The following is a 20,602-nucleotide window of genomic DNA, read 5'->3' as shown; positions in this document are numbered from 1 at the left end:
CTCGCGGTCAGACGGCCACCGCGATCACCTCGGCGCATGCGCAGCCGACCGCGTCGCAGTCGATGACGAAGGCGTGCGGCAACAACTCGGGAGTGAAGCAGTCCGGCTCCGTGCACTCCGAGCGGTGCAGTGCGTGGCGAATGATGGTGCCGTGACAGTGATCTAAGCCTGCCCGGCAGTCGCGGCAGTCAATGCTCATAGGTGAGTTCATAGCACCCGGCGCGGACAAATGCGGGATGCCGCGCCCGGGAATCGGGCGGGCGTGCAAGGCGCTCAGGCCCAGCCCAGCTCGTGCAGCCGGTCGTCGTCGATGCCGAAGTGGTGAGCGATCTCGTGGATCACCGTGACGGCCACCTCCTTCACCACCTCGTCCTCGGATTCGCACACGTCCAGTAGCGCGTCACGGTAGATGGTGATGGCATCGGGCAACGATCCGAAGTAGTCGGAGTCGCGTTCGGTGAGGGCCACCCCCTCGTACAGCCCGAGCAGTTCGGCGTCCTCGGGATGGCGGCCTTCGACCAGCACGACGACGTTGTCCATGGCGGCCGCCAGCTCGGGCGGGATGAGGTCGAGGGCGTCGGAGACCAATTCGTCGAAGCGCTGCGGATCCATCCGCACGGACACCCGGCTAGCCTCCCGGCGGCGGCTCGGCGGGCGGTGCCTCCGGAGCGGGGTTCGCCGGCGGCGGTGGCGGGGGAGGCGGGGTGCCGGCGCCTCGGGCGCGGGATTGGGCGGCGGGGCGCCGTTATCGGCCGGCGGCGGCGCCTGCTGGGCGGGCGCCTGTTGCTGCGGCGCCTGCTGGGGCTGCTGAGCGGGCTGCTGTCCGGGCAGGTGCTGGTTGTTCGGCGGGATCTCCGGGACCGAGCCCGAGCCGGACTGGCTGGACGGCTGCTGCGCCGGGGCCTGCAGCGGAATCGGCGGCATGGTGAGCCGCTCCTCGGGAATGTCGGGCGGCGCCACCGGAGGCTGGCCGTTGATGAGCAGCTGACCCTTGGCGCTGTTCAGCAGGGTGGCCCAGCCGCCGTTGCCCAGCGTCGCGCCGATGCTGCACGCCACCTCGCGGCTGCCCGCCGCCCAGCTGGCCAGCGGCACCGTCGGGTAGATCAGCGTCAGGGTGGTGGTGCGCAGCTTGACCGGCGCCAGATACGCGTCGGTCATTTTCGTGCACGAATCCTTGATGAAGCCGTCCTGGTCGGGCTCGGCGGGCAGGGCGCCGGGGAACTTCTCGGCGAGGTTGACCGTGCCGGTGACCTCCATCGCGTGTGGCGCCGCGCAGTCGACCGGCGCATCGGTCGGCTGGTTGGTCGCCGAATCGATGCCCAGGCAGGTGCCGGCCGGCCACACCTTGGACTGGTCGACGTCGGCGACCTTGCCCTTGAACGCCTGCTGCTGGTTGTTCATCCCGGGCAGCTGCAGGCCGCACAGCATCCGGCGATCGCCGGACTGGCGCCAGGCCCGGTCGCCGGGCCACAGCAGGCTGACGGTGAACCGGCTGTTCGGATCGAACTTGGCGCCGAGGTAATTGCGGACGGCGGCCTCGCACTGCTCCTGGGTGATCTGCTGGATCCGGGCCGGCGTCGGGGGCGCGGCGTTGGGCCCGTACTCCGAGCCCGGGAACGTCCGCATGTCGATGGATTCGGCGACCTCGAATTTGTGGTCGTCGCCGCAGTTGACGATCTTGGACGACTCCGGCGTGGTGTCCGGCCACATCAGGCACTCGCCGGGGGAGGCCCGGTTGAAGGCGGCGTCGCTCTTGGTGCCGGTGCTGCGCACCGGGCTGCTGTCGAGTAACCGGCCCGATCCGGCACCACCGACCGGGATCGCGGTGACCAGCCCGGCGATCAACAGGCCGCCGAGCGCCGTGAGCAGGAGCGCGCGCCGGGTCGCCCGGGCCTGCAGGCTGCGCGGCCACAGGAACGCGGACGGCTGCCGACCCGACGACTGATCGGTCGAGTCGACGGACGACTCGACCGCCCGGCCTTCCCGGGCTTCCGAAAGTTCCTTCTCGGGCGCTTGCGACATCCGCTCCATTCTGACAGCAGCACCTGAGACGCGTGACAAAAGTTACTGATGTGAGGCCTGCGCCCAGCGGGGGCGGACGCTCGCCCGCCGCCGAGAAGCGTGAAAGTAGTCTTTGGGCCGTGATCGACCTGAAGCAGCTCCGGGAAGACCCCGACGTCGTGCGCCGCTCCCAACTCAGCCGTGGCGAGGACCCGTCGCTGGTAGACGCCCTGCTGACCGCCGACGCCGCCCGCCGTGCCGCGATCTCGTCGGCGGACTCGCTGCGCGCCGAGCAGAAGGCCGCCAGCAAGAGCGTGGGGGCGGCGTCGCCCGAGGAGCGCCCGGCCAAGCTGGCGCGCGCCAAAGACCTGGCCGAACAGGTGAAGGCGGCCGAAACCGCCCAGGCCGACGCGGAGGCGGCGTTCACCGCGGCCCACATGGCGCTCTCCAACGTCGTCATCGACGGGGTGCCCGCCGGCGGGGAGGACGACTTCGCCGTGCTCGACGTGGTCGGCGAGCCGGCGGCCATCGACAACCCGAAAGACCACCTCGAGCTCGGCGAATCGCTCGGCCTCATCGACATGCAGCGCGGGGCCAAGGTGTCCGGCTCGCGGTTCTACTTCCTGACCGGCAAGGGTGCGCTGCTGCAGCTGGGCCTGTTGCAGCTGGCGTTGCGGCTGGCCGTCGAGAACGGCTTCGTCCCGATGATCCCGCCGGTGCTGGTGCGCCCGGAGGTGATGGCCGGCACCGGGTTCCTGGGCTCCCACGCCGAGGAGATCTACCGGGTGGAGGCCGACGACCTGTACCTGGTGGGCACCTCGGAGGTGCCGCTGGCGGGGTATCACTCCGACGAGATCCTGGACCTGTCCGGCGGGCCGCTGCGCTACGCGGGATGGTCGTCGTGCTTCCGTCGCGAGGCCGGCAGCTACGGCAAGGACACCCGCGGCATCATCCGGGTGCATCAGTTCGACAAGGTCGAGGGCTTCGTCTACTGCACGCCCGCCGACGCCGAGGCCGAACACCAGCGGCTGCTGGGCTGGCAGCGTGAGATGCTCGCCCTGATCGAGGTGCCCTACCGGGTGATCGACGTGGCCGCGGGCGATCTCGGTTCGTCGGCCGCGCGCAAATTCGATTGTGAGGCTTGGGTTCCCACGCAGGGCGCCTATCGCGAGCTGACGTCGACGTCGAACTGCACCACGTTCCAGGCCCGCCGCCTGGCCACCCGGTATCGCGACGGGGCCGGCAAACCGCAGACGGCCGCGACGCTGAACGGCACGCTGGGCACCACGCGGTGGCTGGTGGCGATCCTGGAGAACCACCAGCGGCCCGACGGCAGCGTGCGGGTGCCCGAGGCGCTGGTGCCGTTCGTCGGCGCCGAAGTGCTGGAGCCCGTCAACTAGAACGCCGTGCCGGCCAGCCGGCCGGGGGTGTGCCCGAACGCTCGCCGGTAGCTGTCGATGAAGGCGCTCGGTGTGGCCCAACCGCATTCGGCCGCCACCGAGGTGACATCGCGCCGTTCGGCGAGCAGCACGAGGGCGTGTTGCAGCCGGACCTGGGTGCGCCACTGCGGGAACGTCATGGCCAGCTCGTCGCTGAACAGGCGGCTCAGCGTGCGCTGGCCGACGCCGACCCGGTCGCCGATCTGCTTCAGCGTCAACGACTCTCGCAGGTTGTCGGCGATCAACGCGCAGGCTTGCCGCAGCCGGCTGTCGACGGGGGTGGGAACCCACAGCGGCCCAACGACGCTGGTCGCCTGTACCTGGTCATGCAGCACGGCCAGCATCCGGTGATGCTGGTCGGTGTCGGTGCCATCGGTTTGTGAACACGCGATGATCAGCTCGCGCATCAGGGGATTGACCGCCAGCACGGCGGGCGCCGCGGGGCCGCGGCGATAGCGGTGGGGGTCCAGGGCGACGCCGTGAAACTGCGTGGTGCCGTGGAACTTGTGTTCGTGCCAGCAACCCGCCGGGATCCAGATGGCGCGATTCGCCGGCGTGATCCACGTTCCCGCCGGGGTGGTCACCGAGACCGCGCCCGACGACGGGTAGACGATCTGGTGCAGCGGATGCCGGTGCCGTTCGATCTGGGCTCCCGGCGGCAGCGTCTGCGACGACGTCGCCACCCCGTGGTGGCGGAATTCCGACATATCTAGGCAGGATATCGGAAGCCCGCAGGATGGGTGCTCGCATAGCGTTCGGGTTGACCCACAGAAAGGCGGGAGCACGATGGCGATGAATCTCTTGCATCGACGCCGGTGCAGCTCAGCGGGCTGGGAGAAGGCGGTGGCCGATCAGCTGTTGCCCTGGGCGCTGCGGGGCGTCGAATTGGGCACGCGGACTTTGGAAATCGGACCCGGATACGGGGCGACGCTGCGCGCCCTGCTCGACCGCACGGCGTCGCTCACCGCGGTCGAAGTGGACGCCGCGATGGCCGACCGCCTGCACCGCCGCTACGGCGACCGAGCGCGCATCATTCACGGCGACGGCGGCGAAACCGGTTTGCCCGCCGACCATTTCACGTCGGTGGTGTGCTTCACGATGCTGCATCACGTTCCCCGCCCCGAGTTGCAGGACCGCCTGTTCGCCGAGGCGTTCCGGGTGCTGCAACCGGGCGGGGTCTTCGCCGGCACTGACGGCGTTCCGTCGCTGGCCTTCCGGCTGATTCACGTCGCGGACACCTACAACCCGATCGCGCCCAGGGACTTGCCCGGCCGGCTTCAGGCCGCGGGGTTCACCGACGTCCACACCGACGTCAAGGGTGGCCGGCAGAAGTGGCGGGCCACCAAGCCGGCCGGCTAAACGCCGACCGTGGCGCGGTCCCGTTCGTGCCGGCGCTGGCGCTCCATGGTCGCGAAGTAGAACGCGAACGCGAACGCGAAGCTGGTGAACAGGCTGGACACGAAGTACAGCCACGGGTGGCGCAGACCGCGGCGGTAGCCGTCCACGATCGTAAATATCGGCAGCAGAACGACATTGGCGATCGTGTAGTCCTGGCTGGCCGAGCTGGCGGCGGGGTTGGTGAACATCAGCTTGATGTATTCGAGCCAGCTGCCGTGTTCGCCCCAGAGCGGGTTGGTGGAGCCGTGCGAGTACTGCTGCACGTAGGTGATGTTGAAATACCAGCCGAGGGCGACCGACGCGATGCCGACCACGTAGTAGACGACTTCCATCGGCGAGAAGAGCGGCCCGTCGGCCGGCCGGGCGAAGACTCCCTTGTTGGCCGTGACGATCCAGCCGATGACCGCCAGTCCGAGTACCGCGTGTGTGAGTAGCGAGACCATGGGCGCAGTCTCGCCCCCGGCGCAAAGTTTTGTCAATATTGACACAACAACTGCAATCGCAACTGCGCCGGCTTGGTACCTTCTTCCCATGGTCAGGCCCGCGCAGACGGCGCGCAGCGAGCGCACGCGCGAGGCCTTGCGGCAGGCCGCCCTGGTGCGATTCCTGGCCCAGGGCGTGGAAGACACGTCGGCCGAGCAGATCGCGGCCGACGCCGGCGTCTCGCTGCGAACGTTCTATCGGCACTTCAGCTCCAAGCACGATCTGCTGTTCGCCGACTACACCGGGCTGCACTGGTTTCGCTCCGCCCTGGACGCCAGGCCGGCCGACGAACCCATCATCGACTCGGTGCAGGCGGCTGTCTTCTCGTTCCCCTACGACGTGGACGCCGTCACGAAGATCGCCGCCCTGCGGCAAGACGAGCTGGACCCCGGCCGCATCGTCCGCCACATCCGCGAGGTCCAGGCTGACTTCGCCGACGCCATCGGCGCGCAGCTGCAACGGCGCAGCCGCGGGACCAACGGCGCGGCGAACCCGAGCGCGGACCGACGGGTGCGGATCGCGGTCACCGCGAGATGCATTGCCGCCGCGGTGTTCGGCGCGATGGAGGTGTGGATGGAGAGCGACGAGCGGTCGCTGGGCGAACTGGCGCGGCTATGCCACGCGGCGCTGGAGTCGCTGCGGGCGGGGATCACCGACTCCTGGGTCACGGCGACCGCTCCCGAAGTTTCGTCATAATTGACAAAACTTTGGCGTCGTGCGAGCCTCCATTCCGGAGGGCAGGACATGACTGATTACGACGCGATAGTTATCGGCGCGGGCCACAACGGGCTGACCGCGGCTGTGCTGCTACAGAAGGCCGGGCTGCGGACCGTGTGCCTGGATCCCAAGCTCTACGCGGGCGGCATGGCATCGACCGTCGAGCTTTTCGACGGCTACCAGTTCGAGATCGCCGGCTCGGTGCAATTCCCGACGTCCCAGGTGGTGGTCGACGAGCTGGGCCTGGACACCCTGCCGACGATCGACCTGGACGTGATGTCGGTGGCGGTGCGCGGCGTCGGCGACGACCCGCTGGTGCAGTACAGCGATCCCATCAAGCTGTTCAACCATCTCAACGAGGTGCACGGCGCCGATGCCGTCAACGGCATGGCGGGGCTGATGGCCTGGAGCCAGGGGCCGACCCGCGCGCTGGGCCGGTTCGAAGCCGGAACGCCACCCAAGAGCATCGACGAGATGTATGCCTGCGCGACAAACGAATTCGAGCGCTCGGCGATCGACGACATGCTGTTCGGCTCGGTCACCGACGTGCTGGACCGCTACCTGCCGGACCGCGAGAAGTTCGGCGCGATCCGCGGCTCGATGACGGTGCTGGCCGTCAACACGCTCTACCGCGGGCCGTCCACGCCGGGTAGCGCCGCCGCGCTCGCCTTCGGTCTCGGGGTGCCCGACGGCGACACCATGCAGATGAAGAAGCTGCGCGGTGGCATCGGCGCGCTCACCGCGCACCTGTGCGACGTGCTGCAAACCCATGGCGGCGAACTTCGCTTGCGCACCAAGGTGACCGAGATCCTGGTCGCCGACGGACGGGTGACCGGGGTGCGCACCGAGGGGGGCGAGACGCTGAACGCCCCGATCGTGGTCTCCGGCATCGCCCCGGACGTCACGCTCAACGAGATGATCGAACACGGCGCGCTGCCCGCGGACATCCGCGAGCGCTACGCGCGCATCGACCACCGCGGCAGTTACCTGCAGATGCACTTCGCTCTCGAGGAGGCGCCCGTCTTCGCCGCGCCGTACGAGGCCCTCAACGAGCCCGCCATGCAGGCCTCGATCGGCCTGTTCTGCACGCCGGAGGAAGTCCAGCAGCAATGGGAGGACGCGCGGCGCGGAATCGTGCCGGCCGACCCGACCGTGGTGCTGCAGATCCCGTCGCAGAACGATCCGGACCTGGCGCCGCAGGGAAAGCACGCCGCGTCGGCGTTCGCGCTGTTCTTCCCGATCGAGGGGGACGTGGATTACGGGCAGGCCAAGGTCGAAATGGGTCAGCGGGTGATCGACAAGATCACCAGGCTCGCCCCGAATTTCGAACGCAGCATCATCCGGCATACCACCTTCACGCCCAAGCACATGGGCGTGATGTTCGGTGCCCCGGGCGGCGACTACTGCCACGGGCTGCTGAACGCCAATCAGATCGGACCCAACCGGCCCGGCCCGCGGGGATTCCTCGGCCAGCCGATTCCGATCGAGGGCCTGTACCTGGGCAGCGCGGGCTGCCACGGCGGCCCGGGGATCACCTTCATCCCCGGCTACAACGCGGCGCGCCAGGCGCTCGCCGACCGCGCGGCGCGGTAGCGGTGCGGGCCGCCACGCGGACCCGTCAGCGCCGAAGCGCGCCAACAGGCGGCGGGGCGAAACCGGGGCTACGCTACCGGAGAACCTCAGCACCGACCCGTGGGGTTTGACGGAATGTCCTTCAGGAGCGGCTCGCTGCCCTGACGCGCCCGCCGCGACGTCGTGTGGGTTTGAGGATTCGGCGACCCGATGCCGGGAGCGGTGCGCGACGGCAGGAGTTGGTGGTGCGGATCGGGGCATTGCATGTCTGCACGGTCGACGAATGGCAACCCACGCCGGGCGCGCTGTTCTCCTGGGGCCCCACAGCGTCGTCCCGTGCCAAGGCCCTCGATGCGCCGGTCAGCGAGGTGCCGCCCAGCTACGTGCAGGCCCGTCATCTGCGCAGCCTGCGCGACCAGGCCGGCCGCGGGCTGGACCACTCCCGGCTGCTCATCGCCTCGGTCGAGGTTGCCGGTCGCTGCGACCTCCGCGCCATGAGCTACGTCATCAACACACACCTGCGCCGCCATGACACCTACCGCAGTTGGTTTGAGTACCAATCGGATTCGCCGGACGGCGGCCGCTTCGTACGGCACACCATCGCCGATCCCACCGACATCGAGTTCGTCCTGACCGACCACGGCGAACTCGGTAGCGCCGCGTTGTGCGACCACATCGTGGCCATCCCGGACTCGCTGCACTGGGAGTGCTTCGGCTTCGGGATCATCCAGCGCGCCGAGACCTTCACGTTCTTCGCCAGCATCGATCATCTGCACGCGGACGGCCACTTCGTGGGGATGGGGCTGATGGAGTTCCAGGCGATGTACGCCGAGCTGATCAGGGGGAACCCGCCCGTCGACCTGCCGCCGGCCGGCAGCTACGACGACTTCTGCCTTCGGCAGCGCGCGCACACCGGCGCGCTGACCGCCGATTCGCCGCAGGTGCGCGCCTGGGCCGACTTCGCCGAACGCAACGACGGCACCTTCCCGAGATTCCCACTACCGCTGGGAGCTCAGTCGGCGCCGTACGACGGCGACCTGATAAGCATGACGCTGCTGGACGAGGGCCAGACCGAACGGTTCGAGACCGCCTGCGTGGGCGCGGGTGCCCGTTTCGTCGGCGGCATGTTCGCCTGCATCGCGCTGGCCCTGAACGAGTTGACCGGCGCGCCAACGTATTACGGCATCACGCCGGTGGACACCCGCAGCACCCAGGCAGACCTGACCACACAGGGCTGGTTCACCGGTCAAATCCCGGTCACCGTGCCGGTCGCCGGATTGTCCTTCAGCGAGATCGCGCAGCGCGCGCAGGCCTCCTTCGACTCCGGCACCGAGCTGGCGCGGGTGCCCTTCGAACGGGTTGTCGAGCTGGAGCCGTCGCTGCGGCCGCCGCCGCCGCTGTTTTCGCTGGTGAATTTCTTTGACGCCCAAGCCAGTCCGCTCTCCATGATGACCAAATTGCTGGAGGGCATGACCGTGGGTGCGCACAGCGACGGACGGGTCACCTATCCGCTCAGCACCATGGTGGGCCGCTACGACGAGACCGCGGCCAGCGTGTTGTTGCCGGGCAACGCGGTTGCCCGCGACTCCGTCGGCCGGTACCTGGCGGCCATCAAATCCGCGTCCGTCCGGATCGCCGATGGCGGCCGAGACGAGCGGGAACACGTTGTCGCGCGGGCGTTTACGCCAAACCGCGTGCTGACGCTCGAACGATAGCGCTGCGGGCGGTTGGGAATGTCACGGCGGACAGCGAACAGCGGCCAACCCGGCCCGGACCAATCGGTGGGGCTCTTCCCGCGGCTGGGGGGCTGGATCGCGCGGTGGCCGTGGCTGGTCATCGCTCTCTGGGCTGCGCTCGTCGGTGTGCTCTCGCTGACCTTGCCGTCGCTGCAGGAGATCTCCCAGCGGCACCCGGTGGACATGCTGCCGAACGACGCCCCGGTGCTGGTCGCGACCGAGAACATGACGAAGGTCTTCCACGAGCCCGCGTCGGAAAGCATTGCGGTGGTGCTGCTCAGCGATGCGAAGGGCCTGAGCCCGGCCGACGAGGACACCTACAAGAGACTCGCCGCAGACCTGCGTGCCGACACCCGGGACGTGGTGATGCTGCAGGACTTCGTCAGCACACCGCCGCTGCGTGAGCTGATGACCAGCAAGGACCGCCAGGCCTGGATCCTGCCGGTCGGCCTGCCGGGCGAGCTGAGCTCGCCGCAGTCCAAACAGGCCTACGCGCGGGTGACCGGCATCGTCGAGCGCACCGTCGCGGGAACCACGTTGAGGGCCAACATGACCGGGCCCGCGGCCACCGTCGCCGACATGAATCTGACCGGGCAGCGGGACAGAACGCGGATCGAGCTGGCGATCGTCGTGCTGCTGTTCGTCATCCTGCTCGTCATCTACCGCAACCCGGTCACCATGGCGTTGCCGCTGATCATGATCGGCGTGTCCGTGGCGGTGGCTCAGCGTCTGGTGGCCATGGTCGGGCTGGCCGGCCTGGGCATCGCCAACCAGACCACCATCTTCATGAGCGGGATGATGGTCGGCGCCGGAACGGACTACGCGGTCTTCCTGATCAGTCGCTATCACGACTACCTGCGCGACGGCCTGGATTCGGATCAAGCGGTCATCAGGGCGCTGGCCTCGATCGGCAAGGTGATCGCGGCCTCCGCGGCCACCGTGGCGGTCACCTTTCTCGGGATGATCTTCGCCCAGTTGGGGATTCTGAAAAGCGCCGGGCCGGTGTTGGGAATCTCGGTGATCGTCGTGTTCACCGCCGCGGTGACCCTGCTGCCGGCGCTGTTGGTGCTCGCCGGACGGCGCGGCTGGATCGCCCCGCGCCGCGACCTCAGCCGCCGCATGTGGCGGCGCTCGGGCATCCAGATCGTCCGCAAGCCCAAGGCACATCTGCTGGCCAGCGTGCTGGTGCTGGCGATCCTGGCCGGCTGCGCGGGATTGGCGCACTACAACTACGACGAACGCCAGGCGCTGCCGGCCTCCGCCGCAAGCTCCGTCGGCTACGCCGCACTCGACCGGCACTTCCCGCCCAACCTGATCATTCCGGAGTACCTGGTCATCCAGTCGCCACACGACCTGCGGACGCCCAGGGCGCTGGCCGACCTCGAGCAGATGGCGCAGCGGGTGAGCCAGGTGCCGGGCGTGGCGAGCGTGCGCGGCATCACCCGGCCCACCGGGCAATCGCTGGAGCAGGCCAGGACGTCTTGGCAGGCCGGCGAGGTGGGCGACAAGCTGGACCAGGGCTCCAGGCAAATCACCGATCACACCGGCGATCTCGACAAGCTGGCGGGCGGGGCCAACCTGATGGCCGGCAAGCTCAGCGACGTGCGCACCCAGGTCAACCAGGCCGTGTCCGCCGTGAGCGGCGTGGTCGACGCGCTGGGCTTCCTGCAGAACGCGTTCGGCGGGAATCGCGCGCTCGCCGAACTCGACGGTGCCGAGAAACTCGTCAGCGGCATGCGCTCGCTCGGCGACGCGATCGGGGCGAACTCGAACTTCGTCGCCAACAACTCCGAATGGGCCGCCCCGGTGCTGGGGGCGCTCGACAACAGCCCGATGTGCAGCGCCGAACCCGCCTGCGTCAACGCCCGCACCGAACTGCAGCGGCTGGTCACGGCGCGCGACGACGGCACGCTGGGCAAGATCTCCGAGCTGGCTCGACAGCTGAAGGCGACCCAGGCCGTGCAAAGCCTGGCCGCGACCGTGTCCGGGCTGCGCCGCGCGCTGTCCACCGCGATCGGCGCGATGGGCTCGCTGGGCATGGGCACCCCCGGCGGCATGCGGGCCAAGATCAACTTCTTGCAGCAGGGCACCAACACGCTGGCCGACGGCAGCCGGCAGCTGGCCGACGGGGTGGCGCAACTGGTCGACCAGGTCAAGAAGATGGGCTTCGGGCTGGGCGAGGCGTCGGCGTTCCTGATGGGCATGAAAAACGACGCGACGACGCCGGCGATGTCGGGCTTTTACATTCCCGCGCAGGCGTTGTCGTACGCGACCGGCGCCGGCGACCGGCCCGCCGCGCTGCCGGGCGAGGTGCAGGGGCTGTTGGGCGGGACGAACACCGAACAACTGAGGAAGTTCGCGGCCGCCTTCGTCTCGCCCGACGGGCACGCGGTGCGCTATCTGATCCAGACCGACTTCAACCCGTTCAGCGGCGCCGCGATGGATCAGGTCAGCGCGATGATGTCGGCGGCCGCGGGGGCCCAGCCGAACACCACGCTGGCCGATGCCGCGGTATCGACGGTGGGGCTACCCGTCTTCGTCAAGGAGACTCGCGACTACTACGGACATGACCTGCGCTTGATCATCATGATGACGGTCGGCGTCGTGCTGCTCATTCTGATCGCGCTGCTGCGCGCGGTGGTTGCGCCGCTGTACCTGATCGGTTCGGTGATCGTCTCCTACCTGTCGGCCCTCGGCATCGGCGTCATCGTCTTCCAGTTCCTCCTCGGTGGGGAAATGCATTGGAGCGTGCCGGGATTGACCTTCGTCATCTTGGTCGCGGTGGGCGCCGACTACAACATGCTGCTGATCTCGCGGATGCGCGACGAGTCCAAGCTCGGCATGCGATCCGGTGTCATCCGCACCGTCGGATCGACCGGCGGGGTGATCACCGCGGCGGGGCTGATCATGGCCGCCTCGATGTTCGGGCTGGTGTTCGCCAGCTTGACCAACGTCATCCAGAGCGGCTTCGTGCTGGGCGCCGGGCTGCTGCTGGACACGTTCTTGTTGCGCACCGTCACGGTGCCGGCGATCGCAGTGCTTGTGGGACAAGCGAACTGGTGGAGGCCCACGGGCTGGCGGCCGATCGTTCGGCGGCCGCGACGCCGCCGCGGCCCGCGCTCGCGCAAGCCCCTGCTGCCCGACTCGGAGAGGTCGCCGCGCTGGATGCTCGACGATCTGGTCGGCTTCTCACCGCACGAGGGGCTGCGGCTCTGACGCCTACCTCTTGCTCCTGAGCAGCAGGCGGGCGGCCGTCGGGAGCAGGCCCTTGCCCTTGATGAGTTTGGGCCCGACCCGAGGCCCGACCCTCGGGCCGGAGGTGAGCGCGCCGACGCCGCGGGCCGCGTTGGCGACGCCGAGGGCGCCGGATGCCGCGTTGAGCCCCCACGAGGTCGCCCGCAGGGGGACGTTGACCGCGGTGAAGATGGTGGGGATATGGGCGATCCCGTTGATGATCTGCACGGGATTGTGCGCGGGACCCGGGTCGTACGCCCGGTCGATGAGCGGGCGCAGCGCCGCGTCGATCGGACCGACCGCCTCCGGCGGCATGCCGGCGCCGTCCACCAGGGCGCGCGCCAGCGGCAGCTGCGGGTTGCGGATGAAGTAGGTCGTGGTGGTGCCGCCCAGGCTGTTGGTTTCCCGCCTGATGTCCCAGGGCGCCACCCGGGACGGATCGGAGAACGCCGTGGCGCTGTGGCCGTAATACCCGCCCGCGCAGATCGCGTTCAGGTCGGCGAGCAGGTTGCCCGGGTGGTTGGGCGGATCGGAAAACGGGTCGTACTGGCCGACGATGTTGACGGTGCGGTACTGGCTTTCCACCGGCTGCGGCACGGTGTAGTCGATGATGGGCACGTGCGCCCCCGGCCCGAACGCCTTGGCCAGCAGGTTGTTCGGGTCGCCCGCCTTGATGAAGGTCAGTTGATCCGGCGGCGGTGCGCCGGGATCGCGCGCCAGGCGGGCCTGTTCACGATCCAGCGCCAGCGTGCCCTGCGACAGGCCGGCCACGGAGATGGGCCCGCCGGTGCCGCGGATGGCCGCATCGAGGTTGTTGGTTCCGGTGTTGACCGAGCTGTCGACCGTCGGCGAGTTCAGTCCGGTGACCGGCCAGAAGCTGGCGGGGTAGGAGATGACGCGCCGGGTGGCGTCCGGGCTGTAGTAGTTCGCGTCGATCTGCGGCGCCGTCGCGGGGTTGAAGTGGTAGAGCGACCGGAGCGGGCCGTAGGGGGAGGGCGCGGTGCCCGGGACGATCAACGCGGTATCGGCGGACGCCACACCATCCCCGAAAGTCATTGACACGGCGAGCATTCCCGCCGCGGCCGACCCGGCCAGCAGCCCATTCACGGTGTGGCAGAACAATTCGCGCTACCTGCCTCGGTCAGTCGGATTGGGCGGTTGGCAGCTCAGCACGGAAGTCTACCCCGGCCTAAAGGCTGGTCAACCCAAGCGCGAGCATCGCGGCGCCGCCTGTCGCGATCAACGCGGCGATGTCGCCCCGGGTACGGGAACGCAACCAGGTCTGCAGCGCGACCATCGACGCGCGGGTCCGGCGCGGCGCGAGTAGGCAACTGACAAGCGGGATCTCCGCCACGGTGAACGCCACCAGGTTGTACGCCACGACGGCCTGAGCCTGCGTGACCGCCCCGGCGTGGGACGCGAGGATGGCGGCCATCGACGCCATGTAGTTGGCCGACGGCAGCGCCGCCCCCAGGCCGCTAACCCACGCCACCCGCAGCGAGTCACCCTGCAGGAAGGCGCGTGCCCGGCCGGTCAACTTCGCCAGGGCGCCGGGCTGCGTCCGTTCCAGCAGAGCAACTCCGCCGCCGGCGGCCTCGGCGTTCGCTGGAGATCGCCGGACGGGCTTGTGCCGCACGGTGTTTGCGGCGATCGCGGCGGCGATCAGCAAAGCGACGAATCCCGAGGCGAGTTGGACCTGCGCCACGCTCACATGTCCGAACACCGGCGCGGCCCGCAGCACGAACAACACGACCAGGCCCACACCGGAGCCCATTGTGAGGCCGCCGCAACAGAACACCAACAGCTGCCGGAGCGGACGTTTCCTACTCAGCAACAAAACCACCAAGCCGAGCCGGATCGGCTCGAAGATCACCGAACCCGCCAGTATCAGCACGGTGATCCACATGCTGGGCAACCGTACTCCGCCGGCGGGCGTTATGGAGGCGGACGCGGTGGCAACCACCGCGCACATCGATGAAAACGCCATGAACAAGGGGCAGTTCGTAATCCGTCGTTCATTTCTGCGTAACGCCCTCCCCGGGCGTTTTGCTGATGCGCCCGCCCGCCTCATCCGTTATGCTGACCATTCGGGGCGGCTGGGCATGCCGGTCCGGTCGGCCGTTACCTGCGTCCCCGCAACGGGTTTCGGTGGGTACGGTGCCGTGGCCCGCCGAACACCTTGGCTGGCGGGCCGTGCGAACGCGAGCCGGACCCGGCCGAATAGCGCGGAGGTGCAGACGCATTCGATGTTCGGCATAACGACGCTCCGCGACTGGATCCCCGATCCGGGCCCCGTGATCTGTTGGCACGCAACCCCCGCGGCAAACGCCAAAGCGTGCGAAGCGCCAGTCAGTACGGTGCCGCCCAGCTATCAGCAAGCCCAGCACCTTCGCCGGTACAGCGATCATCGCGCCCGTGGCCTGGACATGTCGCGGCTGATGATCTTCACGTGGGATATCCCCGGCCGGTGCGATGTCCGCGCCATGAATTACGCGATCAACGCCCACATCCGCCGCCACGACACGTACCACAGTTGGTTCGAGTGCGACGACGCCGAGCGCATCGTGCGCCACACCATGGCCGATCCGGCCGACATCGAGCTGGTTCCGGTGGAGCACGCGGGCATGACGCCGCGGGAATTGCGCGAGCACATCTCGTCGCCGCACCCGCTGCAGTGGGACTGTTTCTTCTTCGGCGTCGTCCAGGGCGCTGACCGCTTCACCTTTTATGCGAGCATCGCCCACCTGTGCGTCGATCCCATGATCGTCGGCGTGCTGTTCAGCGAAATCCATCTGATGTACGCGGCCCTGGTGGGTGGCGACGCGCCGATCGAACTTCCGGAAGCGGGCCGCTACGGCGATTACTGCGAGCGCCAGCGCGCGGAGATGAGCGCCCTGACGCCGAACTCCCCGGCGGTGCGGCGATGGATCGATTTCGCCGCCGGCAACGGCGGGACCCTGCCGCACTTCCCGTTGGCGCTGGGCGACCTGTCGGTGCCGTATGCCGGCCGGCTGGTCACCGAGACGCTGATGGACGAGCACGAGACCGACCGCTTCGAGGCCGCGTGCGTCGCCGCCGGGGCCCGGTTCAGCGGCGGGGTGTTCGGTTGCGCCGCCCTCACCCAGCACCAATTGACCGGTGCCGGAAGCTTTTCCGTCGTCACGACGACCGATACCCGCAGGACGCCGACGGAGCTGATGACCACGGGCTGGTTCACCGGCCTGGTCCCGGTGAGCGTGCCCGACGCCGCGGGCCATTTCGACGACGTGGCGCGCTGCGCGCAGGTGTCCTTCGATTCCGGCATCGAGCTGGCCACCGTGCCGTTCGACCGCGTGCTGCAGTTGGCGCCCCCACAGGCGGGCCTCGGCAGGCCGCGGCCGGGCAATTTCGTCATGTCGTTCCTGGATGCCAGCATCGCCCCGTTGTCATCTGTTGCCAACTCCGACTTGAACTTCCGGATCTATGACGAAGGACGGGTGTCGCATCAGGTGTCGATGTGGGTGACCCGGCTGCAGCAGGAAACCAAGGTAACGGTGCTGTTCCCGGACAACCCGATCGCGGGCCAATCCATCGCCGGCTACGTCGCGGCCATGAAATCGGTCTACGCCCGGGTGGCCAACTGCCGGCGCGGCAGCCGGCCATTCGCGCAGTCGCGCGCGTCCTAGCCGCGCCGCCGGAGCAGCTCGTCCAACAGGTCGGTGAACTCGTCGGGGCGCGCCGGGGTGAAGGCGGGGGAGGGTCGCGTGCCCGGCACATCCAGCGTGATCAGCGTCGACTTGAAGGGCCTGCCGATGTCCAGCGGGAGCCAGCGGCGAAAGTCCGAGCTGCCCCAGATCCGGAACCGCTGGGTGAAGATGCCCAGGTCTTCGGCCTTGTACCCGCGGATCGCGTCGAGCGTGATCACCTTCGACGTGCCCGACGGAAAGTGGTAGCGGCGCAACGTGATCGCCGCGCGGTCCAGCTGGACCAGTCCGTCGTCGTAGGAGTCGTTCACGCCCGCGAACTCCGCAGCTGGTGACCCTTCGCGGTCAGGCAGCGCCCGTCGTCGAGTCGCCACTGCCAGCCATGCAGGTTGCAGGTCAACGTGTTTCCTTCGACCACGCCGAATTTCGACAGGTCGGCCTTGAGGTGCGGGCAGCGGCGCTGAATCTCCCAGCCGTCCAGCGTGACCGAGGCCGAGTCGTCGTGGGTCTCGGCGAACCAGCCGTCGGCGTAGGCGATCCGTTCGTCGGTCAGGCATTTGAAGAACGTGTAGAGGTACTCGTTGTAGCCGCCGACCCGCCAGGCCCTGAACCGGGTCGACAGGAAGATGGTGTTGACCCAGTCCGGCTCGCCGTCGCGCAGCACGGTGCGGACCAGCTCCGGCGCTATCGCGAACCCGTAGCGCACCTTCTCATCCGGGATGCGTTCCCGCACAGCTCGTTTCGGGAAGTCCAGGATCACGGTCTCCGGACCGAGCACCAGCTCGACGGGATAGCCGATGCCGTCACAGATCTCGTCGCTTTGCGACATGATCGGCTCGAACAGGGCGCGCAGCGGCTCGAGCAGCGGCTCCCCGGTGGCCGGCGCCCAGCCGGCCCGCTGCGCGGCGACGACCGGGGCCATCCGCTCGGCGTAGTCGGCGATGTAGTCGGCCTTGCCCGTGGTGAAGATGGCCTCGACCTCGTCGGTGGGCAGCGGGTGAGTCAGCGAATTCAGGGTGGAGCCGGTGAAGTCGGCGGTCGACCCGGGGATCATCAGCAGCCCCCCGTCGTTGCCGTGCCTGCGCATCTGGTCCAGGAACACCATCTGGTCGGGGAAGATGTTGGCCGGGTCCCCGTGGTCGTCGTTGAGGTCACGCAGCTCAGGGTCCAGGAAGCACGGTGGGCCCGCGGACGGCACCACCCACGTCGCCCCGACCTGGGCGAGGTACTGGCGGGCGCGGTCCATCTGCCGTTGCCGCTTCTGGACACCGAAGGACTCCTTGGCGCGCGCCGGCATGTCATAGACCATCGGGTACCAGATCGCACCCGAGTACTGCAGCATGTGCACGTCGATGTGCCCGAACTCGGACGCCAGCACGTCCAGGTCCACGGGCCGGGCGTCGTTCATGTTGAAAACCGTTGTCGCGCCGTCGGAAACCAACAGCGCCGAATCGCCGATCGGGCCGTCGGCGGGCGCCCGCAGCGCGATGATCATGACGTCGAGCTCGCCCTTGGGACCGCCGATCCGGTGCTTGACCGAGTCGCTGGTCTCGAAGAACCGGTGAAAACCCAGCTTTTCCAACTCGTTTCGCAGGTCGGGCACCGGGAAGTCCGGCAGCAGCACCACCGCGTCCTTGTTGACGTGCTCGGCCAGATTCTGCGCGTCGAAATGGTCTTTGTGCAGGTGCGACACGTAGAGGTAGTCGCAGTCACCCAGGGCGTTCCAGTCCAGTGCGCTGTTGTCCGGGAACGGGAACCACGACGCGAAATAGGCGGGATTGACCCACGGGTCGCAAAGGATGCTGCCCGCTTGGGTCTGGATTAGAAATCCGGCGTGGCCGACGCTGGTGACCTGCACTGATACCTTCCTGGGGCCGGTTCGAAGGCTGCTGCGGCCCCGGCCGGGGATGACGGCTTTTCAGCCCCCGAGCTTAGCGCGAGCCGGCACCGTCGGCCCGCCATCGCGGTCCGGTGACGGCGCGCGGCGGGGAGCATTAGGCTGAGGTGCTGTGGAACCGGTTTACGGGACTGTCATTCAGCTCGCCCGCCTGGTGTGGCGTGTCCAGGGTCTGAAAATCACCATCACGGGAGTGGAGAACCTACCCAAAAGCGGCGGTGCGGTGATCGCGATCAACCACACCGGCTACCTGGACTTCACCTTCGCGGGACTGCCGGCCTACAAGCAGGGCCTGGGCCGCAAGGTGCGGTTCATGGCGAAGCAGGAGGTCTTCGACCACAAGATCACCGGGCCGATCATGCGCAGCCTGCGGCACATCTCGGTGAATCGGCAAGACGGCGCCGCCTCCTTTGAGGCCGCCGTCCGGCACCTGAAGGACGGCGAGCTGGTCGGCGTCTACCCCGAGGCCACGATCAGCCGCAGCTTCGAGATCAAGGAATTCAAATCGGGGGCCGCGCGCATGGCCGTCGAGGCCGGGGTGCCGATCGTTCCGCACATCGTCTGGGGGGCCCAGCGGATCTGGACCAAGGACCACCCGAAGAAGCTGTGGCGTCCGAAGGTTCCGATCACGGTGCTGGTCGGCGAACCGATCGAGCCCACGCTGGGCATCGAGGAACTGAAGGGCCTGCTGCATTCGCGCATGCAGCACCTGCTGGAGCGTGCGCAGGAGCTGTACGGGCCGCACCCGGCCGGCGAGTTCTGGGTGCCCCACCGGTTGGGCGGAGGCGCTCCGTCGCTGGCGGAAGCGGCCCAGCTGGAGGCCGAGGAGGCGGCCGCCCGGGCGGCTCGCCGGGCCCGGTCCGCAGGGGCGTCGGAGTAGTGATCGATGGTGGAGCCGACCTTCCGCGCGTTGGAGCTTCTGGCTCAACTGGCGGTCAAGGCCACCGGCACCAAAATCACTTACCGGGGTGAGGAGCAGATTCCCGAGCGGGGCGGCGCCGTGGTGGCGATCAACCACACCAGCTACGTCGACTTTCTGCCCGCCGCGCTGGCCGTGCATCGCCGCGGGCGCCGGCTGAGGTTCATGATCAAAGCCGAGATGCAGCAGGTCAAGCCGGTCAATTTCCTGATCAGGCACACCCGGACCATCCCGGTGGACCGCGGCGCCGGGGCGGGTGCCTACGCGATCGCCGTGCAGCGGCTGCGGGAAGGCGAGCTGGTCGGGGTGTACCCGGAAGCCACGATCAGCCGCAGCTTCGAGCTCAAGGAGTTCAAGACCGGCGCGGCCCGGATGGCGCTGGAAGCCGAGGTCCCGATCGTGCCGGTGATCGTGTGGGGAGCGCAGCGGATCTGGACCAAGGATCACCCGCGGAATGTGGGCCGCGCCAAAATACCCATTACTGTGCAGGTAGGCGCGCCGATACCGGCGCGCGAAGACATCGCGCAGACCGACGCTGCCCTGCGCGACTCGATGACCACCTTGTTGCACCGGGCGCAGGAGCACTATCCGGGCGAGCCCGGGGCGTATTGGATGCCGCACCGGCTGGGTGGCGGAGCGCCAACCCTGGCCGAGGCCGCCCGCATGGAGGCCACCGAGGCGGCAGCCCGCTCGGCCAAAAGGACCGAGCGCCCGTCGCAGTAGGCAAAGGAGAAGACATGCCCGAGGGGTTCTACCGGTTGGCGGAGTGGATCGTCCCGCCGATGGTCGCGGCGCAGGGCACCAAGTTCACCTACCACGGCCTGGAGAACATCCCCGCGCGCGGCGGCGCCCTGCTGGCCCAGAACCACACCAGCTACCTGGACTGGCTCCCGACGCTGATGGCCGTCCGCGAGCGCAAGCGGCGCGCGTACTTCATGATCAAGGCCGAGATGGCCGACGTGAAGGCGGTCAACTACGTCATCAATCACGCCCGGCTCATCCCGGTCGATCGCAGGTCGGGACACGACGCCCTCGAGGTGGCCGTGCAGCGCATGCGCGAGGGTGAGCTGATCGGGATGCACCCCGAGGCCACCATCAGCCGCAGTTTCGAACTGCGCGAGTTCAAGACCGGGGCGGCGCGCATGGCGCTGGACGCCCAGGTGCCGATCGTCCCGATCGTCGTATGGGGCGCCCACCGGATCTGGCCCAAGGACCATCCGAGGAAGGTGTTTCGCAACAAGGTGCCGATCACCGTGGCGGCCGGGCAGCCGTTGCCCCGCGCGGCACGCCCGAGGAACTCAACCTGCTGCTGCGTTCGGCGATGAACGACCTGCTGTATTGGGTGCAGGAGGAATATCCGCACCCGAAAGACGAATACTGGGTACCGCGCCGGCTCGGTGGCAGCGCGCCCACCCAGGAGGATTCCCGGGCCCTGCGGCTCTCGGAGTTGCAGGAGCGGCTGCGCAAGTACGGCACCGACGGCGTGACGCGACCCGGGCAGAGCCAGAGCGGCCGGCATTGAG

General features: G+C 68.6%; 16 protein-coding genes and 3 pseudogenes. 10 read left to right on the top strand and 9 right to left on the bottom strand.

What is annotated here, in order from left to right; genetic code table 11:
- Positions 1 to 7 precede the first annotated feature (7 nt).
- The 3 genes and pseudogenes from B9D87_RS27560 to B9D87_RS27835 all read right to left on the bottom strand — a co-directional run bounded on the left by B9D87_RS27560 (position 8) and on the right by B9D87_RS27835 (position 2,031).
- Complete coding sequence (locus B9D87_RS27560) at positions 8 to 199, bottom strand: hypothetical protein (RefSeq protein WP_007771876.1); 192 nt, start codon at positions 197 to 199, stop codon at positions 8 to 10.
- Positions 200 to 624 (bottom strand): annotated as a pseudogene (locus B9D87_RS27255) (metallopeptidase family protein); the annotation flags it as partial.
- Between the two features lie 4 nt (positions 625 to 628).
- Positions 629 to 2,031, bottom strand: a pseudogene (locus B9D87_RS27835) (septum formation family protein).
- 110 nt (positions 2,032 to 2,141) lie between these two features.
- Here B9D87_RS27835 and serS point away from each other — a divergent pair.
- On the top strand, positions 2,142 to 3,401 hold the full coding sequence (serS, locus tag B9D87_RS18260) for a serine--tRNA ligase (RefSeq protein ID WP_007771882.1): 1,260 nt from the start codon (positions 2,142 to 2,144) through the stop codon (positions 3,399 to 3,401).
- On the opposite strand, the gene B9D87_RS18255 is transcribed toward serS, so the two are convergent.
- A complete protein-coding gene (locus tag B9D87_RS18255; RefSeq protein ID WP_007771884.1) occupies positions 3,398 to 4,147 on the bottom strand; it encodes an AraC family transcriptional regulator in 750 nt (249 codons plus the stop codon). The genes serS and B9D87_RS18255 overlap by 4 nt on opposite strands.
- A 79-nt stretch (positions 4,148 to 4,226) precedes the next feature.
- Between B9D87_RS18255 and B9D87_RS18250 the strand changes: the two genes are divergently transcribed.
- Positions 4,227 to 4,799 (top strand): class I SAM-dependent methyltransferase, encoded by a 573-nt coding sequence (locus tag B9D87_RS18250; RefSeq protein ID WP_007771885.1) that lies wholly within the window; start codon positions 4,227 to 4,229, stop codon positions 4,797 to 4,799.
- Here B9D87_RS18250 and B9D87_RS18245 read toward each other — a convergent pair.
- A complete protein-coding gene (locus B9D87_RS18245) occupies positions 4,796 to 5,281 on the bottom strand; it encodes a DUF2834 domain-containing protein (protein WP_007771886.1) in 486 nt (161 codons plus the stop codon). The two genes, B9D87_RS18250 and B9D87_RS18245, sit on opposite strands and share 4 nt — an antisense overlap.
- 88 nt (positions 5,282 to 5,369) lie before the next feature.
- Here B9D87_RS18245 and B9D87_RS18240 point away from each other — a divergent pair, with 88 nt between their 5' ends.
- From B9D87_RS18240 to B9D87_RS18225, 4 genes are all read left to right on the top strand, one after another.
- The gene (locus B9D87_RS18240) at positions 5,370 to 6,017 is read left to right on the top strand and encodes a TetR/AcrR family transcriptional regulator (RefSeq protein WP_007771887.1); all 648 of its coding nucleotides are present in this window, start codon (positions 5,370 to 5,372) and stop codon (positions 6,015 to 6,017) included.
- A 48-nt stretch (positions 6,018 to 6,065) separates the two neighbouring features.
- A complete protein-coding gene (locus B9D87_RS18235) occupies positions 6,066 to 7,631 on the top strand; it encodes a phytoene desaturase family protein (protein ID WP_007771888.1) in 1,566 nt (521 codons plus the stop codon).
- 224 nt (positions 7,632 to 7,855) lie between these two features.
- A complete protein-coding gene (locus tag B9D87_RS18230) occupies positions 7,856 to 9,325 on the top strand; it encodes a condensation domain-containing protein (protein WP_052002521.1) in 1,470 nt (489 codons plus the stop codon).
- 18 nt (positions 9,326 to 9,343) lie between these two features.
- Positions 9,344 to 12,562 (top strand): MMPL/RND family transporter, encoded by a 3,219-nt coding sequence (locus B9D87_RS18225; protein WP_007771890.1) that lies wholly within the window; start codon positions 9,344 to 9,346, stop codon positions 12,560 to 12,562.
- Positions 12,563 to 12,565: 3 nt separating this feature from the next.
- Here the strand turns inward: B9D87_RS18225 and B9D87_RS18220 are convergent, their stop codons facing one another.
- Together B9D87_RS18220 and B9D87_RS18215 are read right to left on the bottom strand one after the other, a co-directional pair.
- Complete coding sequence (locus B9D87_RS18220; protein WP_080598578.1) at positions 12,566 to 13,651, bottom strand: PE-PPE domain-containing protein; 1,086 nt, start codon at positions 13,649 to 13,651, stop codon at positions 12,566 to 12,568.
- Between the two features lie 118 nt (positions 13,652 to 13,769).
- The gene (locus tag B9D87_RS18215; RefSeq protein WP_040630572.1) at positions 13,770 to 14,486 is read right to left on the bottom strand and encodes a GAP family protein; all 717 of its coding nucleotides are present in this window, start codon (positions 14,484 to 14,486) and stop codon (positions 13,770 to 13,772) included.
- Between the two features lie 340 nt (positions 14,487 to 14,826).
- On the opposite strand from B9D87_RS18215, the gene B9D87_RS18210 reads away from it, so the two are divergent.
- Complete coding sequence (locus B9D87_RS18210; protein WP_040630703.1) at positions 14,827 to 16,245, top strand: condensation domain-containing protein; 1,419 nt, start codon at positions 14,827 to 14,829, stop codon at positions 16,243 to 16,245.
- On the opposite strand, the gene B9D87_RS18205 is transcribed toward B9D87_RS18210, so the two are convergent.
- Both B9D87_RS18205 and B9D87_RS18200 read right to left on the bottom strand, forming a co-directional pair.
- Complete coding sequence (locus B9D87_RS18205) at positions 16,242 to 16,574, bottom strand: hypothetical protein (protein WP_007771895.1); 333 nt, start codon at positions 16,572 to 16,574, stop codon at positions 16,242 to 16,244. The genes B9D87_RS18210 and B9D87_RS18205 overlap by 4 nt on opposite strands.
- A complete protein-coding gene (locus B9D87_RS18200) occupies positions 16,571 to 18,121 on the bottom strand; it encodes an MBL fold metallo-hydrolase (protein ID WP_007771896.1) in 1,551 nt (516 codons plus the stop codon). The genes B9D87_RS18205 and B9D87_RS18200 overlap by 4 nt, the downstream gene beginning before the upstream one ends.
- A gap of 151 nt (positions 18,122 to 18,272) precedes the next feature.
- Between B9D87_RS18200 and B9D87_RS18195 the strand changes: the two genes are divergently transcribed.
- The 3 genes and pseudogenes from B9D87_RS18195 to B9D87_RS18185 all read left to right on the top strand — a co-directional run bounded on the left by B9D87_RS18195 (position 18,273) and on the right by B9D87_RS18185 (position 20,601).
- The gene (locus B9D87_RS18195) at positions 18,273 to 19,040 is read left to right on the top strand and encodes a lysophospholipid acyltransferase family protein (protein WP_007771898.1); all 768 of its coding nucleotides are present in this window, start codon (positions 18,273 to 18,275) and stop codon (positions 19,038 to 19,040) included.
- 6 nt (positions 19,041 to 19,046) lie between these two features.
- Positions 19,047 to 19,802, top strand: a complete 756-nt coding sequence (locus B9D87_RS18190; RefSeq protein ID WP_007771900.1) for a lysophospholipid acyltransferase family protein — start codon at positions 19,047 to 19,049, stop codon at positions 19,800 to 19,802.
- A gap of 14 nt (positions 19,803 to 19,816) precedes the next feature.
- A pseudogene (locus B9D87_RS18185) lies at positions 19,817 to 20,601 on the top strand (lysophospholipid acyltransferase family protein).
- Position 20,602 lies beyond the last annotated feature (1 nt).

The organism is Mycobacterium colombiense CECT 3035 (assembly GCF_002105755.1).
GTDB classification, from domain to species: domain Bacteria; phylum Actinomycetota; class Actinomycetes; order Mycobacteriales; family Mycobacteriaceae; genus Mycobacterium; species Mycobacterium colombiense.
This window is presented reverse-complemented; position numbering and strand designations above follow the sequence as displayed.

Bases quoted from the DNA above. Each gene is read 5' to 3' on its own strand.
- B9D87_RS27560 (WP_007771876.1), bottom strand. From the start codon at position 199: ATGAGCATTGACTGCCGCGACTGCCGGGCAGGCTTAGATCACTGTCAC.
- B9D87_RS18255 (WP_007771884.1), bottom strand. From the start codon at position 4,147: ATGTCGGAATTCCGCCACCACGGGGTGGCGACGTCGTCGCAGACGCTG.
- B9D87_RS18250 (WP_007771885.1), top strand. From the start codon at position 4,227: ATGGCGATGAATCTCTTGCATCGACGCCGGTGCAGCTCAGCGGGCTGG.
- B9D87_RS18245 (WP_007771886.1), bottom strand. From the start codon at position 5,281: ATGGTCTCGCTACTCACACACGCGGTACTCGGACTGGCGGTCATCGGC.
- B9D87_RS18240 (WP_007771887.1), top strand. From the start codon at position 5,370: ATGGTCAGGCCCGCGCAGACGGCGCGCAGCGAGCGCACGCGCGAGGCC.
- B9D87_RS18235 (WP_007771888.1), top strand. From the start codon at position 6,066: ATGACTGATTACGACGCGATAGTTATCGGCGCGGGCCACAACGGGCTG.
- B9D87_RS18225 (WP_007771890.1), top strand. From the start codon at position 9,344: ATGTCACGGCGGACAGCGAACAGCGGCCAACCCGGCCCGGACCAATCG.
- B9D87_RS18220 (WP_080598578.1), bottom strand. From the start codon at position 13,651: ATGCTCGCCGTGTCAATGACTTTCGGGGATGGTGTGGCGTCCGCCGAT.
- B9D87_RS18215 (WP_040630572.1), bottom strand. From the start codon at position 14,486: ATGTGGATCACCGTGCTGATACTGGCGGGTTCGGTGATCTTCGAGCCG.
- B9D87_RS18210 (WP_040630703.1), top strand. From the start codon at position 14,827: ATGTTCGGCATAACGACGCTCCGCGACTGGATCCCCGATCCGGGCCCC.
- B9D87_RS18190 (WP_007771900.1), top strand. From the start codon at position 19,047: ATGGTGGAGCCGACCTTCCGCGCGTTGGAGCTTCTGGCTCAACTGGCG.